The following is a 15,298-nucleotide window of genomic DNA, read 5'->3' on the forward strand; positions in this document are numbered from 1 at the left end:
ATGAAAAGCATATTTTTGTAACCGCTAAAGAATATTAATGAAAAAAAATATACTCATTATTTATTATTCGCAAACCGGCCAGCTGGAGGATATTGTGAAGAATGTGGCCCAACCTTTTGAAGCCAGAAAGGAAGAATATGACGTTACCTATTATAATATCCAGCTGAAGGAAGACTTTCCTTTTCCGTGGCCAGGTGACGTTTTCTTCAATACATTCCCTGAATCTTACCTCCAGATCCCCAAAGAGATCTTTCCGCCTTCCGATGAGATTCTGAACAAAAAGTACGACCTCATCTTATTCGGATATCAGGTATGGTACCTTACTCCGTCTATCCCTATTATTTCTTTCTTAAAAAGCGGTTTTGCAGAAAAAATCATGAAGGATACCAATGTCGTTACCATTTCAGGAACCCGCAACATGTGGATGCTTTCCCAGGAAAAATTAAAAGTATATTTAAAAAATCTCGGGGCAAAACTGGTAGGAAATATTGCTTTGGTAGACAGACACGACAATTATACAAGTGTACTGACGATCTTACGCTGGCTGACTACAGGGCAGAAAGAAAAATCAGGAATGCTCCCTGCCGCCGGAGTTTCAGATGAAGAAATTACCGGCTCTGTAAAATACGGGAACATTATTGAAAAGCATTTCAGCAGCGGAAACCTGTCAGATCTTCAGCCTGATCTGGTGCAGAATGGTGCAGTGGAAATCCGCCCTTTTCTGGTAAGAGTTGAGAAGGTTGGTAACAAGATCTTCACCATATGGTCTAACCTGATTATGAAGAAAAAAGAGAAACGTCCATTGCTGATAAAATTCTTTAAGGTATATTTGATGGCTGCGATATGGATTATTTCACCTGTCGTGTTAGTTTTACACTTACTGACAACCCCTATATTTTGGTCTAAAAGACAAAAACAAAAAACATATTTACAAGGAATTAATTTAAAATAGAATGTACGACGTATTTATAACAAAAGCATCAACATACTTACCTAATAACCCGGTATCAAATGATGAAATGGAGACTTATCTTGGTCTGATCAACGGCGCTCCTTCTAAAGCAAAATCACTGATTTTAAGAAATAACAAGATCACAACAAGATATTATGCTTTGGACAAAGAAGGAAATCCTACCCATACCAATGCACAGCTGACAGCAAAGGCTGTAGAAGGATTATTCGATGAAAATTTCAAAAAGGAAGATATGAAGCTATTGTCTGTAGGAACTACTTCTCCGGACCAGATGCAGCCTTCACACGCTTCTATGGTTCATGGTGAGCTGAATATCGGAAAATCTATTGAAATTAATACCGCTACCGGTCTTTGTAACTCAGGAATGAATGCCCTGAACTACGGATTCCTTTCCGTAAAAGCCGGTGTACAGGAAAATGCTGTTTGTGCAGGTTCGGAAAGAATGTCTGCGTGGATGACGGCAGATAAATTCAACCACGAAGCCGAAAACTTAAAATTGCTGGAAGAAAGACCTATTATTGCCTTCAAAAGAGAATTCCTGAGATGGATGCTTTCTGATGGAGCAGGTTCATTCCTTTTAGAAAATAAACCAAGAGAAAACGGAGTTTCTCTAAAAATAGAATTCATCGATTTCTATTCCTACGCCCACGAAATTGAAGCCTGTATGTATGCGGGATGTGACAAGCTGGAAGACGGAAGCCTTAAATCATGGGCAGATTACCCATCTGATGAATGGCTGAAGCAATCTATTTTTGCTATAAAGCAGGATACCAAAATCCTGGACAAATATATCCTTGTAAAAGGTGCTGAAAGTCTAAGATCATCCTTTGACAAACATAATCTGGATCCTGCAACAATAGATCACGTTCTGGCGCATATTTCTTCAGGCTACTTTAAAGACGGCCTAAAAGAAGAATTCGCTAAAAAAGGAATGGATTTTCCGGCGGAAAAATGGTTCTATAACCTTTCTGACATCGGAAACATCGGAGCTGGTTCTATTTTCGTTGCTCTGGAAGAGTTAATGAATTCAGGCACATTGAAAAAAGGAGAGAAAGTATTATTATGCGTTCCTGAAAGCGGAAGATTTGCATATTCTTGTGCACTGTTAACGGTTTGCTAATGAAACACCAACTGCCTACATCTGATCAGGATTTTGTGGGAAGCCTTATTCCACAGCGTTATCCGTTTGTAATGGTTCATGAGCTTTCGGAATACTCCGAAGAACATCTTGTATCAGGATTTGAAATAAAGGAAGACAATATTTTTATTCAGGACGGGGTTTTTCAGGCTTCAGGTCTTATTGAGCATCAGGCACAAAGCGTTGCTTTACACACGGGATATAAATACTATCTTTTAGGAAAAGAATCTCCTACAGGATACATCGGGGCCATTAAATCTTTTGAGGCGGAATCTCTGCCCAAAACAGGAGACCGGCTGGCATCGGAAGTAACGATCCTCAATGAAGTAATGGGAGTAACCCTGGTAGATATTGTTACAAAACTGAATGGCGTAATCATTGCAAAATCCCAAATGAAAACTGCTGTAAAATAAACTGTAATGGAAATCAAGGAAGATCATATTATCAATATACACAACTTTCTGCCGCACCGCGAACCGATGCTGATGGCAGATTATATCCTGGAACTGACCAAAGAAAAGGTTGTGACTTCCTTTGAGATAAAAGGAGATAATATCTTTGTTCACAACAATGAATTTGCAGAAGCCGGACTGATTGAAAACCTTGCACAGACCTGTTCATCTATCCTCGGACAAAGCTTCTTTGAAAATCCGGAAGCAGATACCAAAGTAATAGGCTTTATTACCAATATCAAAAAAATTGAAATATTTGCCCTTCCTAAAGTTGGAGATAAAATCATTTCAAAAGCGTCATTAATCTCTCTGTACGAAAATATCTGCAATATTTTCTGTGAGACTTTTAATAATGATGAAATACTGATCAGGGCGGAGATTAATCTGTTTATTCAGGAGGTGAAATCTTAGAAATAACTTCAATTTAATAATATAAAACCGTACATTTTTTGTGCGGTTTTTTGTTTTTAAACACGGATGACACGGATTTTCGCAGATGATTGTGTAACATGATAATACAATCAGGTTTTGGCTAAAGCCGGATTGGTTTTTATTATTTTTTTTAACGGGCTAAAGCCCGTATCTATTGATTGCATTTGTGTTTATTTGTGAAAAACATTTGTGGAATTCGTGTTTAATTTCAGGTCTACATTACAATAAAAAAGCGGAACATTTCTGCCCCGCTTAAAAATTGATATTATAAAAGGTTAGTACCCGAAGATTTCTTCAAGGGAGACTTCCTGGAACGTTCCCATTTTATTGATAGATTCCATATCCAGATTCTCTTTTTTACCGATGATGGCTGTATTGTATTTTACCGGCTTAACTTCTGTATCATAGAAGCTTGTAAGCTGGGGTAAAGTCAGTCCCTGGATTTCAGAATAAATATCTTTTCTGATATCATAATCAACACCCAGTTTTTTCAGGGCCAGCTGATTAAAGAAAATATTCGTTCTGTTAATTCTGTTGGAAGCAATCTGCTTCAATGCAGAACCTCTGGAATTTTCAAACTGCGCCGGAATCTGTGGAAGAGAAACCATAAGATCATTCATTGCGTTTACTGCCAAAGGAAGCTTGTTGGCCTGGGTTCCGATGTAGTTTGTGATGTAGTTCGCATGTCCTTTTTCTGTTGCGTTGGCGTAAGAAACATAAGCTGTATAGGCCAGAGACTTACTTTCTCTGATCTCCTGGAATACGATGGAGGAAAGGCCTCTTCCGAAATATTCGTTGAAAACATTGGCTTTTCCGAAGTTACTTAAGTTCACTTCACTTCCTTTGGCTACTTTAGCCATTTCCATCTGTACCATGTCGTAGTTAGTAAAATATACTTTCCCTTCTGCAACAGGCTCAGAATATTCCTTAGCTTTTGCAGGCTGAACAGTGGTTTCCGTGATATATGGCTTAACTGCTTTTTCCAAACCTGACTGTTCCTGTCCGTAAAGCAGCACTTCATATGGAGACTGGTTCAATACTTTGATCTTTTTCATCAGTTCCGTTGCATCAATGTTTTCCAGACGTTCTTTAGAGACAATATCCGTCATTCTTGAATTCTTACCATATTTGGCATAATTAGAAAGGGCGGCCATAATTCTTGTCTTATCTTTTTTGCCGGCAGCTCTTGCTTCCAAGATTGTCTTTACAGTTTTACCGTAGATTTCTTTGTCAGCTTTTACATTGGTTAACCAGTGATTCATCAGCTCGGCACCTTTTTTCATATTGGCTTCAAGACCGCTAAGAGTAATAATTACCTGATCATTTGAAGTTCTGAAGCTGTAAGATATTCCTAATTTATAGAATTCTCCTTTCAATTGCTCAGGAGTATATTTATCCGTTCCAAGATACTCGAAAAGTGTTAGGGCAATCGGAAGTTCCTTATCATTATCTGTTCCGAAAGGGAAAATATAACTGATCTGTGCTACATCATTATATTTATTCTTTACAAAGCTTACCTTTTTGTCTTTAATCCGGGAAGTCTGGATTGCCGCTTTATAGTCTATGAATTCCGGTTTGATCTCCTCTACCTTAGTGCTTAAAATATCTTTAAGGAAAGGTGACTGGGCTTCTCTGTTCAGTTTAATTGGGGTAATTCCCGGATTCTGTACACGTACCAGTTTATCATTCACTCCTTTTTCTTTGTAAACAACCACATAATTATCCTTGAAAAATTCATTGGCAAACTTTACAACATCTGCTTTTGTAATTTTCTCATATTGGTTGATGTCATCCAGCTCATCCTGCCATGTTTTTTCATTGATATAGGTATCATACAATGTAGTTGCCAATCCGTCTGCAGTTTCCCAGGATTTCATACGCTGTACTTTCTTGTCGTTTACAATTGCTTTCAGCATCCAGTCTGGGAACTGGCCCTTTTTCACCAGCTCCAGCTGATCCAGTAACAGTTTTTTAGCATCGTCAAAAGACTGCCCTTCTTTAGGTGTTACAGACATCGAAAATGCACCATAAGTCTTAAAGGCTGATTCGTAAGCTCCTGCACTTAACACTTTTTGCGTCTGGTTCATATTAAGGTCAATAAGTCCCGCATCTCCTCTGTTGCTCAAAATTTCTGCCACCACGTCTGCTAATCTTGCATTCTGGCTCCCATTGGAATCTGATCTCCAGGCAAGGGTCATTCTTGGTGTACTTGGGCTTTTCACTGTTCTTGCAACAATGCTTGTCATCGGTTCTTCGCTCACCATTTTTTTCATCGGCAGTTCCTTATATTTAAAGGAACCGAAATACTGGTCAACAAGCTTGATTGTCTTATCAAAATCTATATCTCCAACCAAAACAACAGCCATATTATTGGGAACATAATATGTATCAAAATATTTACGGATGGCAACCATAGAAGGGCTCTTCAGGTGTTCCGAAGTACCTATCGTTGTCTGCTGCCCGTTGGGATGTTTCGGGAAAAGGGCTTCCATCATGGCGTAATTTACAAGACGCCCGTCATTATCCTGAGCCCTGTTATATTCCTCATAAACAGCTTCCAGCTCGGTATGGAAAAGACGCAATACCAGCTCGGAAAAACGCTCTTTCTCCACTTTCATCCATTTTTCAAGCTCGTTGGACGGGATATTGTTTTTATATACGGTTTCATCAAGCCATGTATGGGCGTTGGTTCCTGTAGCACCCAATGATGAGATAGCCTTGTCATATTCATTGGCGATAGCATATTTTGAAGCTTCCTGTGAAACCTCATCTATCTTTTTATAAAGCAACTTCTTTTTTTCCGGATCTTTTTCCGCTTTATGCTGCTCATAAAGGTCGGAAATCTGCTGAAGAAGTACTTTCTCCTTTGCCCAGTCCTGAGTTCCCAGATGTGAAGTACCCTTGAAAACCATATGCTCAAGGTAGTGAGCAAGCCCTGTATTGTCACTTGGATCATTATTAGACCCTGTTCTTACAGGAATATAAGTCTGAATTCTCGGTGCATCATCATTTTTTGCCAGATAAACCTTCAGTCCGTTTTTCAAGGTATACACTCTTACTCCAGCCTGGTCATTCTTAACGGTTTCATAAGAATATCCCTGACCATCGGTTATCTTTTGGGTCTCAAATTTCTGTGCCATTGCACTCAGCATGCAGAAAAGAGAAACAGAAATAAAAAATTTCTTCATAAGTCTTGTTATTTAATTCAAATTTCCAGAATATAATAAGTCTGTATTTATTATATACTTGTTACAGCAAATTAAAGATTATAATTTTTGGAATCAAAATTTCAGTTTACCTTTTAAAAAGACCTGTTTTCGGCATTATAATTTAATATGATTTACATATAATGTATTTTCACTATTTTAGCCAACTGATTAAAAAGAATCGAAAAGGGGAAGTATTTTTCAACTTAAATTAAAAAAATAATACAGTTTACATGAAAAAACAAGACCTGCCTCAGGACGAAAGCAATCTGAAATCGGCAAACATGACCGAAGTCTTGTATGTGACCGATGAGAATGACAATTATACAACCGCCAACAGCACCGGTTGGGACGCGAAAAAAGCGGCCCTTGATGAATCTATGGAGCTTATCCATGAAAGAATTGAAGAGGCCAGACAGGATGTAGCCAATAATCTGGCAAGTCCGATTGTTTATTTTATGGAACTGAATAAAATGGATTTGCAGGTCCTTGCAGCTTATGTAGGAATGTGGCAGTGGAGGGTAAAAAGACATGCAAAACCAAAAGTATTTAAAACACTAAACGAATCCGTACTGAAAAAATATGCCGATGCATTTGGTATTTCAGTAGATGAGTTAAAGAACTTCGACGGGAAATAATAGAGAAATGAAGCATAAACTTTATGCACAATTTCGTTTCACCAATGAAAAAGATAAAAGCAGCAAATGAAACTTAACTTCGAACACCATCAGACCGCACATTGCGAAAACGGTGTTGCCTCCAATCTGTTACTCAATAAAGGCTTAAAGCTTAGCGAACCTATGATCTTCGGGATCGGTTCCGGACTGTTTTTTGTCTATCTGCCGTTTCTGAAAGTCAATTTCGCACCGGGCTTCAGCTATAGACCGATGCCGGGTGCTATTTTCAGCAAGGCAGCCAAAAGACTGGGAATTAAAATCAAAAGAGAAAAATTTTCTAACCCTAAAGAAGCACAGTCTGCTTTAGAAAGAAACTTAAACCAAAACATTCCTACAGGGCTTCAGGTAGGCGTTTTTAACCTTACCTATTTCCCCGAAGAATATAAATTCCACTTCAATGCCCACAATCTCGTGGTATACGGAAAAGAAGACGGAAAATTCCTGATCAGCGACCCGGTGATGGATTATACCACTACCCTTACAGAAGCTGAGCTGGAAAAAGTGAGATATGCAAAAGGTGCGCTGCCACCGAAAGGACACATGTACTATCCTACCTATATTCCGGAACATGTAAATATTGAAGAAGCCATCAGAAAAGGAATTAAAGACACCTGCAAAAATATGCTGGCTCCCGTTCCGCTTATTGGGGTAAAAGCCATGAGATGGGTTGCCAAAAGCATCCCGAAATGGGCTGAAAAGAAAGGCACTAAAGTCACCAATCACTATCTGGGGCAGCTTATCAGAATGCAGGAAGAAATTGGTACCGGCGGCGGCGGTTTCAGGTTTATTTACGGTGCATTTCTTCAGGAAGCGGCAGTTATTCTTAAAAATGACGAATTGAAAGAACTTTCGAAAGAAATTACAGCTATTGGCGACCTTTGGAGAGACTTTGCCGTGGATATTGCCCGTGTGTACAAAAACAGGAACTCGAAAAGTGATATCTATAACAACCTTTCCAAATCCATGCTTCATATTGCCGATCTGGAAGAAGCTTTTTATAAGAAACTGAGAAAAGCAATCTGATATGGCAGAGAATATGATTGAGATTAAAAATCTTTATAAAAAATACAAAAGTGCCGAAGACTTTTCTGTAAATGACATTTCATTGAATATAGAGAAAAACGAGATCTACGGAATTCTGGGACCAAACGGAGCAGGAAAAACTACTCTGATCTCTATGCTTTCCGGATTGATTAAACCTACTTCAGGGCAATTCAAAATCAATGGTTTATCTCCTCAGAAAGATGGTTTTAAATTAAGACAGATCATTGGAATCGTTCCTCAGGAATACGCATTATATCCTACTTTAACAGCCCGGGAGAACCTGATGTTCTTTGGAAGCCTGTACGGTTTAAGCCACAAAAAATTAAGAAATACCATTGATGAATCCCTGGAAATTATGGGTTTATCAAAGTTTGCAGATAAACAGGTAGAGCAGTTTTCCGGCGGGATGAAACGCCGATGCAACCTTATTGCAGGAACTCTTCACAACCCAAAAGTCTTATTTTTGGACGAACCTACTGTTGGCGTTGATGTTCAGTCTAAAAAAGTCATCATCGATTTCTTACAGGAACTGAATAAAAACGGGACGTGCATCATTTACACTTCCCATCACCTTTCCGAAGCGGAAGAATTCTGTACAAAAATTGCCATTATCGACAGGGGAAAAATCCACGCGGTAGGAACACCGGAAGAGCTGGTGGCACAGATTGCCAATGCTGAAAACCTGGAAGACGTTTTCATTTCATTAACAGGAAAAGAATTAAGAGATGTTGTTGTATAAACTTTGGAGAAGCTTCGTGAAAGAGATCCTTCTTCTGAAGAGGGATATTGGGGGAATAGTAATTATTTTCGTCATGCCGTTACTGTTGATTGTAACCATTACGTTAATCCAGGATTCCACTTTTAAAAACCTTGAAGGCTCAAAAATCCCTATCATTTTTATTGATAACGATAAATCTGAGGTCTCAAAAAACATAAAACAGGAACTGGAAACCAGCAAAACGTTCCAGCTACTGACCAATTATAATGAAAAATCAGCGCAAGATGCCGTATTTTCAGGAGATTACCAAATGGCTATCGTGATTCCTGAAAATTTAACGAAAGATTTAAATTCAAATATAGATTCCAAGGTACAGACAATCGTAAGTTCATTTGGTCTGGAAGGAGATTCTGCAAAAGTTCAGAAAGCAGCTCCAAAAGCGAAGGAAATTCATCTGTACTTTGATCCGGCTACCAATGCAGGATTCAAAAATTCAGTAATGAATTCCGTGAATAAAATGGTTTTTGAGATCGAAAACAAAAAGATCTATAAAGCATTCCAGGACCAACTGGGAACTGAGGAAAATCTTGAAGAGAATAAAAACCTTATCAGCTTCAAAGAAATCACACCCAAAAAAGGAGCTATGGAAGTAATGCCGAATTCCGTTCAGCATAACGTTCCTGCATGGACACTTTTTGCCATATTTTTTATTGTGGTTCCTTTATCTATCAATTTAGTTAAAGAAAAAAGCCAGGGTACCAGCGTAAGAGCAAGAATCAGCCCGACTCCGTATTTTGTTCATATTTTAGGAAAAACATTCACCTACCTTATCATCTGCATTATTCAGTTTTTACTGATGGTGGCTGTGGGAATCTATCTTTTCCCATATATGGACCTTCCTGCATTTGATGTTTCAGGGAAAATGTTCCAGCTTCTTGTCGTGACATTGTTCTCCGGACTGGCAGCTATCGGGTTTGGTGTTTTATTGGGCACTATTGCCGATACCCAGGAACAGTCTGCCCCTTTTGGTGCAACTTCAGTGGTAGTTCTTGCTGCAATCGGAGGAATATGGGTTCCCGTATTTTTAATGCCCGAATTTATGCAGACTGTAGCCAAATTTTCCCCTATGAACTGGGGACTGAATGCCTATTACGATATTATTTTAAGAAACAGCGGAATCGCAGGAATTGCCAAAGAGCTTGCTTTCTTGTTTGCATTCTATATTGCCATGGTATCCATTTCCATTTTTTACGAAAGAAAACAAAATGCAGTCTAAAGAAAACATATTAACCTGTACCGAAGAAGTAAGGGTAAGATTCAATGAAACAGATCCGCTGGGAATTGTCTGGCATGGACATTATATTGTCTATTTTGAAGACGGAAGAGAAGCTTTCGGGAGACAGCACGGCCTTACTTACCTCGATATTCAGAATGCAGGATATGTGACGCCCATCGTTAAAAGCACCTGTGAACATTTTCTTCCTTTAAAATATGGGGAAACCTTCAGAATTGTGACCACTTTTGTGAATTCAGTATCCGCAAAACTGATTTATACTTATGAGCTTTTCAACCAGGATAATCAGCTTGTCTGCAGCGGAGAAACTATTCAGGTATTCTTAGACAGCAGCGGAAACCTATGTCTGTATAATCCTGATTTTTTTCAGGCATGGAAAGATAAAATGGGACTATGATGAAGAAGGAAATTTACATTACAGATTACAACTGCGTCACGCCTTTAGGGTTTGATGTTTCCTCCAACTGGAATAATCTGGTAGAAGGAAAATCGGGTGTAGCACTGCATAAAGTGATTGAAAACCAGGAAGCCTTTTATGCTTCAATTATTGATACTGAAAAACTTAACGAAGAGTTCAAAAATAAATTTGAAAATCCGGATTTTACCAGATTGGAGAAAATGTTTCTTCTAAGCCTGAAACCGCTTGTTGACAAGCATCCGGTTACAGAAGAAACCGCATTTATATTATCCACGACAAAAGGAAACATCAGTTTATTAAAAAACCAGACCAAATTACCGGAAGGTGTTTATCTTTCCAATTTAGCTCAGAAAATTGCTGATTATTTTGGATTTAAAACAAAACCCATCGTAGTCTCCAATGCCTGTGTTTCAGGAGTTATGGCCATTGCCGTTGCCAAAAACATGATCCTTGCAGGAAAATATAAAGATGCTATTGTAATTGCGGGTGATGAAGTTTCCGAGTTTGTTATTTCAGGTTTTAATTCTTTCCAGGCTATCGGAACAGAGCCCTGCAAGCCTTATGATAAAAACAGAAACGGGATCAATATCGGTGAAGCTACGGCTGCAGTATATATTACCTCAGTTCTGAATGAAAACGAAAAATTTAGTTTCAAAATACTTGGAGATTCTGCAGTGAATGATGCCAATCATATTTCCGGACCTTCCAGAACAGGAGACGGACTGTACGCCAGTATCAAAAACGCCGTGACAGAAGCCAATATTTCCACAGAACAGATTGATTTTATTTCTGCCCACGGAACCGCCACACTATATAATGATGAAATGGAAGCTATTGCTTTCAACAGAATGGAACTTCAAAATGCCCCGTTAAACAGCATGAAAGGATATTACGGCCATTGCTTAGGTGCTTCCGGACTTCTGGAAAGCATCATATCTATGGAAAGTGCCCGTCATGGGATTCTTATTCCTTCCAGGAATTTTGAGGAAATGGGAGTTTCACAACATTTGAATATTATTAAAGAAAATCAGCCTGCGAAGATTAAATACATTTTAAAAACAGCGTCAGGCTTTGGAGGATGCAACGCGGCGGTTGTTCTGGAAAAATGTTAACATGAAAACAATGAAAAAAACAGACAGCTGCACCATAGAACACTCAAAAATAACCGTCAATGGAAACCTTATTTTTGAAAGCCAGAGCGAAACTTTTCATGACTTTGCAAAAGAAGCGTATAAAAACTTGGAACTCACCTATCCGAAATTCCACAAGATGGATAACCTGAGTAAGCTGGCTTTCCTGGCTGCAGAAATGATTCTAAAAGATGAAGATCACAGCAGAACAGCGGTGGTTTTCGCCAACAGATCATCAAGCCTTGATACAGATTTTAAATACCAGGAAAGTATCAATTCCCAGGAAAACTATTTCCCGAGTCCTGCTGTATTTGTTTATACCTTACCCAACATATGTGTAGGTGAGATCAGCATTAAACACAACATGCAGACGGAAAATGCCTTTTTTGTGCTGGATGAATTTGATGAAACTTTTTTAAACGACTACGCAGAACAGATCCTGCTGTCCGGAAAAGCAGATAAAGTTCTCTGTGGCTGGACAGAACTTTATCAGGATAATTATAAAGCTTTTGTATATTTGCTAAATAACAAAAAAAACTAACATTAAAGTTTATTATTAAGGATGAAGGATGTTTTTTTATTATTAACGTTTTTATTAAGTTTTACAAGTTTTGCCCAGAAGGTTAAACTTGAGAATTTCCAATTAATAAGTTATGACATTAATTCATCCAATAAAGTTGAATTTAATTCATATTCTACTATAGATAAAAATGGAAAACTTAATGTTTATATTGACGGATATAAAGAAAAAAAATATTATTCATATCAATTATCTGAAACAGAAATTAAATTGATAAACGGTTTAGATAAAGAAAATCTCGAGTCTTTTGTTGCAAAAAAACAATTAGATGCTAATCACGGTTATGCAGGAAGCAGAGATTATATTTCATTTCAAAAAAATGGAAAGAAAAAAGAAATTTGTTTTATTTTACCTTTTATGAATTCTGAATTTTTGAAAATATTAAATTCACTTAAGGATAAGATATATTCACAGCAAAATACTGCTGAAACCCCAAAGTTTCATATCAATTTCGACAAACTAGAAAAAGATATTTTAAAACAAAATCAAATTGACAATTATCTACCACAAAAAACATTACCTCCTCCCCCAATGTCAAGATAATAACTCTTGAATTTTAGAAGAATGAGTAATTATTCTGTGGTAACTATTATTAAAATTATTTATGGAAAACTTAAAAACAGAATTGAAGCACAAAATTATTGAAGTCCTTAACCTTGAAGACGTTTCCGTAGAAGAGATCAAAGATGCAGATCCTTTATTCGGAGGCGGTCTTGGCCTTGATTCTATCGACGCTTTGGAACTTATCGTTCTTCTTGATAAAGACTATGGAATAAAATTAGCCGACCCGAAAAAAGGGAAAGAAATTTTCCAGTCTATTGATACAATGGCTGCATTTATTGAAGCAAACAGAACGAAGTAAATTAATGTACTAATTTAACAGTGTATCAATCTACCAATAATTGCTAGATTGTTACACTGTTACATTATAAAAAAACATGAGTCGAAAAATTGCCATAACAGGAATGGGGATCATTTCTTCCATAGGAAATAATGTGGAAGAAAATCTTATTTCGCTGAAAACCGGGAAACATGGAATTTCAGACATTGAGATGTTTGAAACCCGTCATGCCGGATCTATAAAAACAGGCGAAATAAAACGGTCTAATGAAGAACTTGTACAGAAACTTCAGTTACCTGAAGACAACAACGTTACAAGAACCTCTTTATTAGGTATGGTTGCCGCCAAAGAAGCTGTGGAATCTGCAGGAATTACAGATATTAATGCCTATAAAACCGGACTGATTTCCTCTACCAGCGTAGGTGGAATGGATGTTACGGAAAAATATTTCTACACGTACGAAGACTTTCCTGAAAAGCAAAAATACATCGATGCTCATGATGCTGGCAACTCTTCACTGGCAATTGCTGATTATCTGGGATTAAAAGGCATGGTTTCCACGATCAGTACAGCCTGTTCCTCAGCTGCCAATGCTATTATGATGGGGGCAAAACTCATCAAAAACGGAGTTTTAGACCGTGTAATAGTAGGTGGGACAGATTCACTTTCAAAATTTACTTTGAATGGGTTCAATACACTGATGATCCTTACAGATTCTTACAACACTCCTTTTGACAATGACCGAAAAGGTCTGAATCTGGGAGAAGCCGCAGCTTTTATCGTTCTTGAATCTGATGAAGTGGTGAAAAAAGAAAATAAAAAAGTCCTCGCTTATCTTTCAGGTTACGGCAATGCAAATGATGCCCATCATCAGACCGCATCGTCAGAAAACGGACAAGGAGCTTTTTTAGCTATGCAACAGGCATTTAAAGTTTCCGGATTTGCCAAAGAAGATATTGATTATATTAACGTTCACGGAACGGCAACTCCTAACAACGATTTATCAGAAGGAATTGCCATGATCAGGATCTTTGGTGAAAATCAGGTTCCTGAATTCAGTTCTACCAAAGCTTTTACAGGCCATACTCTGGCAGCGGCGGCAGGAATTGAAGCTGTATTTTCCATTCTGGCTATGCAGCACGGGCTTATTTTTCCAAATCTGAATTTCAAAACGAAAATGCAGGAGTTTGACTTAACTCCCGTTACCGAACTGAAAGAGAAAAACATTAATCATGTACTTTCCAACTCGTTCGGTTTCGGAGGCAATTGTTCTACCTTAATTTTCTCAAAATCATGAGTGCAGTATACATCAACAGTGCATCCTGCATCTCTGTACAGGACACTTTAAAAGAAAATTTTTTCCAGAATCTGGTGGCTGAAAATACCGTTCAGATCTTAAAAGCTATAGAACCGAACTATAAAGAATTCATTCCGCCTGCCATGAGCAGAAGAATGTCTAAAACCGTAAAAATGAGCTCCGTAGCTTCACATTACGCTTTAAAGGAAGCAGGAATCGAACAGCCGGATGCCATTATCGTAGGAACAGGAATGGGATGCTCACAGGATTCTGAAAAATTCCTGAAAAATGTGATCGATAATCATGAAGAGTTTTTAACTCCTACATTCTTTATTCAATCCACCCATAATACCGTTGCAGGGCAGATTGCTTTGGGCCTTCAATGTCATGCATACAATTTTACATACGTCAACACATCTTCCTCACTGGAATTTTCCTTCCTTGACGCCAAGCTGCAGATCAATGACGGGGAAGCTGAAAACGTACTTGCAGGTGCTGCGGATGAGCAGACTGACAGAACTATGGAACTGTACCGTCTTAACCATACCATCAAAAAAGAAGAAAATCTTCCTGCTGATTATTTACATTCTGAAACGGATGGAGTAATCTGGGGTGAAGGGGCTGCTTTTTTTGTTTTAGGAAAGGATAAAACTGAAAATTCTTACGCAAAACTTAACGACATCCAGATTATCAACAGATTGGATATAGAAGAAGTACAATCATTTATAACAGATTTTCTTGCTAAAAATAATCTGACAAATAAAGATATTGATACCGTAATCTTAGGTTTCAGCGGAGATGCAACATCTGATGTTTACCATAAAAAAACAATGAATCTTTTCCCAAACTCCGCTTTACTGTATTACAAACATCTGAGCGGCGAATTCAATACAGCAAGCGGTTTTTCAACTTTTATGGCCTGTAACATCCTGAAAGAACAGCAAATTCCTGAAATCATGATGATTAACTCAGAAAAGAAGTCTGAAATTAAAAATGTTCTTCTTTATAATCATCTGGCGGGAAGTGATCACAGTCTCGTTTTATTGGAGAGGGCTTTGTAAAGGTAAATTTCTCTGTTAAAAAACGACTAAAAAATTC

General features: G+C 38.0%; 16 protein-coding genes. 15 read left to right on the forward strand and 1 reads right to left on the reverse strand.

The window, feature by feature from the left end; genetic code table 11:
• Positions 1–37 precede the first annotated feature (37 nt).
• The 4 genes from HNP36_RS09960 to HNP36_RS09975 are packed head-to-tail and all read left to right on the forward strand — an operon-like array spanning position 38 to position 2,974.
• Positions 38–952, forward strand: a complete 915-nt coding sequence (locus tag HNP36_RS09960; RefSeq protein ID WP_184162423.1) for a dialkylrecorsinol condensing enzyme DarA — start codon at positions 38–40, stop codon at positions 950–952.
• 1 nt (position 953) lies between these two features.
• A complete protein-coding gene (locus HNP36_RS09965; RefSeq protein ID WP_184162426.1) occupies positions 954–2,093 on the forward strand; it encodes a beta-ketoacyl-ACP synthase III in 1,140 nt (379 codons plus the stop codon).
• Complete coding sequence (locus HNP36_RS09970; RefSeq protein WP_184162429.1) at positions 2,093–2,524, forward strand: hypothetical protein; 432 nt, start codon at positions 2,093–2,095, stop codon at positions 2,522–2,524. Before HNP36_RS09965 ends, HNP36_RS09970 begins: the two co-directional genes overlap by 1 nt.
• Positions 2,525–2,530: 6 nt before the next feature.
• The gene (locus HNP36_RS09975) at positions 2,531–2,974 is read left to right on the forward strand and encodes an ABC transporter permease (protein ID WP_184162432.1); all 444 of its coding nucleotides are present in this window, start codon (positions 2,531–2,533) and stop codon (positions 2,972–2,974) included.
• A gap of 296 nt (positions 2,975–3,270) precedes the next feature.
• Here the strand turns inward: HNP36_RS09975 and HNP36_RS09980 are convergent, their stop codons facing one another.
• A complete protein-coding gene (locus tag HNP36_RS09980) occupies positions 3,271–6,183 on the reverse strand; it encodes a M16 family metallopeptidase (protein WP_184162435.1) in 2,913 nt (970 codons plus the stop codon).
• A 251-nt stretch (positions 6,184–6,434) separates the two neighbouring features.
• Between HNP36_RS09980 and HNP36_RS09985 the strand changes: the two genes are divergently transcribed.
• From HNP36_RS09985 to HNP36_RS10035, 11 genes are all read left to right on the forward strand, one after another.
• Complete coding sequence (locus HNP36_RS09985; RefSeq protein ID WP_184162438.1) at positions 6,435–6,839, forward strand: hypothetical protein; 405 nt, start codon at positions 6,435–6,437, stop codon at positions 6,837–6,839.
• A gap of 66 nt (positions 6,840–6,905) precedes the next feature.
• A complete protein-coding gene (locus HNP36_RS09990) occupies positions 6,906–7,901 on the forward strand; it encodes a BtrH N-terminal domain-containing protein (protein WP_184162440.1) in 996 nt (331 codons plus the stop codon).
• 1 nt (position 7,902) lies between these two features.
• Positions 7,903–8,661, forward strand: a complete 759-nt coding sequence (locus HNP36_RS09995; RefSeq protein ID WP_184162442.1) for an ABC transporter ATP-binding protein — start codon at positions 7,903–7,905, stop codon at positions 8,659–8,661.
• Positions 8,648–9,916 (forward strand): ABC transporter permease, encoded by a 1,269-nt coding sequence (locus HNP36_RS10000; RefSeq protein ID WP_184162444.1) that lies wholly within the window; start codon positions 8,648–8,650, stop codon positions 9,914–9,916. Before HNP36_RS09995 ends, HNP36_RS10000 begins: the two co-directional genes overlap by 14 nt.
• The gene (locus tag HNP36_RS10005; protein ID WP_184162446.1) at positions 9,906–10,331 is read left to right on the forward strand and encodes an acyl-CoA thioesterase; all 426 of its coding nucleotides are present in this window, start codon (positions 9,906–9,908) and stop codon (positions 10,329–10,331) included. The genes HNP36_RS10000 and HNP36_RS10005 overlap by 11 nt, the downstream gene beginning before the upstream one ends.
• Positions 10,331–11,464 carry a beta-ketoacyl synthase N-terminal-like domain-containing protein gene (locus tag HNP36_RS10010; protein WP_184165160.1) on the forward strand — a complete coding sequence of 378 codons (1,134 nt, stop codon included), beginning with the start codon at positions 10,331–10,333 and terminating at the stop codon, positions 11,462–11,464. Before HNP36_RS10005 ends, HNP36_RS10010 begins: the two co-directional genes overlap by 1 nt.
• 10 nt (positions 11,465–11,474) lie before the next feature.
• The gene (locus HNP36_RS10015; RefSeq protein ID WP_184162448.1) at positions 11,475–12,023 is read left to right on the forward strand and encodes a 3-oxoacyl-ACP synthase; all 549 of its coding nucleotides are present in this window, start codon (positions 11,475–11,477) and stop codon (positions 12,021–12,023) included.
• A gap of 21 nt (positions 12,024–12,044) precedes the next feature.
• Positions 12,045–12,605: a hypothetical protein gene (locus HNP36_RS10020; RefSeq protein WP_184162450.1), complete on the forward strand. Its 561-nt coding sequence runs from the start codon at positions 12,045–12,047 to the stop codon at positions 12,603–12,605.
• Between the two features lie 61 nt (positions 12,606–12,666).
• Positions 12,667–12,924, forward strand: a complete 258-nt coding sequence (locus HNP36_RS10025; protein ID WP_184162452.1) for a phosphopantetheine-binding protein — start codon at positions 12,667–12,669, stop codon at positions 12,922–12,924.
• A gap of 76 nt (positions 12,925–13,000) precedes the next feature.
• The gene (locus tag HNP36_RS10030; protein WP_184162455.1) at positions 13,001–14,200 is read left to right on the forward strand and encodes a beta-ketoacyl-[acyl-carrier-protein] synthase family protein; all 1,200 of its coding nucleotides are present in this window, start codon (positions 13,001–13,003) and stop codon (positions 14,198–14,200) included.
• Complete coding sequence (locus HNP36_RS10035) at positions 14,197–15,261, forward strand: beta-ketoacyl synthase N-terminal-like domain-containing protein (protein ID WP_184162458.1); 1,065 nt, start codon at positions 14,197–14,199, stop codon at positions 15,259–15,261. Before HNP36_RS10030 ends, HNP36_RS10035 begins: the two co-directional genes overlap by 4 nt.
• Positions 15,262–15,298: the final 37 nt, after the last annotated feature.

Source organism: Chryseobacterium shigense, from assembly GCF_014207845.1.
GTDB classification, from domain to species: Bacteria; Bacteroidota; Bacteroidia; order Flavobacteriales; family Weeksellaceae; genus Chryseobacterium; species Chryseobacterium shigense_A.

What these genes read in the sequence shown, in the direction of transcription:
- HNP36_RS09960 (WP_184162423.1), top strand. Translation starts at nt 38, where the DNA reads ATGAAAAAAAATATACTCATTATTTATTATTCGCAAACCGGCCAGCTG.
- HNP36_RS09965 (WP_184162426.1), top strand. Translation starts at nt 954, where the DNA reads ATGTACGACGTATTTATAACAAAAGCATCAACATACTTACCTAATAAC.
- HNP36_RS09970 (WP_184162429.1), top strand. Translation starts at nt 2,093, where the DNA reads ATGAAACACCAACTGCCTACATCTGATCAGGATTTTGTGGGAAGCCTT.
- HNP36_RS09975 (WP_184162432.1), top strand. Translation starts at nt 2,531, where the DNA reads ATGGAAATCAAGGAAGATCATATTATCAATATACACAACTTTCTGCCG.
- HNP36_RS09980 (WP_184162435.1), bottom strand. Translation starts at nt 6,183, where the DNA reads ATGAAGAAATTTTTTATTTCTGTTTCTCTTTTCTGCATGCTGAGTGCA.
- HNP36_RS09985 (WP_184162438.1), top strand. Translation starts at nt 6,435, where the DNA reads ATGAAAAAACAAGACCTGCCTCAGGACGAAAGCAATCTGAAATCGGCA.
- HNP36_RS09990 (WP_184162440.1), top strand. Translation starts at nt 6,906, where the DNA reads ATGAAACTTAACTTCGAACACCATCAGACCGCACATTGCGAAAACGGT.
- HNP36_RS09995 (WP_184162442.1), top strand. Translation starts at nt 7,903, where the DNA reads ATGGCAGAGAATATGATTGAGATTAAAAATCTTTATAAAAAATACAAA.
- HNP36_RS10000 (WP_184162444.1), top strand. Translation starts at nt 8,648, where the DNA reads ATGTTGTTGTATAAACTTTGGAGAAGCTTCGTGAAAGAGATCCTTCTT.
- HNP36_RS10005 (WP_184162446.1), top strand. Translation starts at nt 9,906, where the DNA reads ATGCAGTCTAAAGAAAACATATTAACCTGTACCGAAGAAGTAAGGGTA.
- HNP36_RS10010 (WP_184165160.1), top strand. Translation starts at nt 10,331, where the DNA reads ATGAAGAAGGAAATTTACATTACAGATTACAACTGCGTCACGCCTTTA.
- HNP36_RS10015 (WP_184162448.1), top strand. Translation starts at nt 11,475, where the DNA reads ATGAAAAAAACAGACAGCTGCACCATAGAACACTCAAAAATAACCGTC.
- HNP36_RS10020 (WP_184162450.1), top strand. Translation starts at nt 12,045, where the DNA reads ATGAAGGATGTTTTTTTATTATTAACGTTTTTATTAAGTTTTACAAGT.
- HNP36_RS10025 (WP_184162452.1), top strand. Translation starts at nt 12,667, where the DNA reads ATGGAAAACTTAAAAACAGAATTGAAGCACAAAATTATTGAAGTCCTT.
- HNP36_RS10030 (WP_184162455.1), top strand. Translation starts at nt 13,001, where the DNA reads ATGAGTCGAAAAATTGCCATAACAGGAATGGGGATCATTTCTTCCATA.
- HNP36_RS10035 (WP_184162458.1), top strand. Translation starts at nt 14,197, where the DNA reads ATGAGTGCAGTATACATCAACAGTGCATCCTGCATCTCTGTACAGGAC.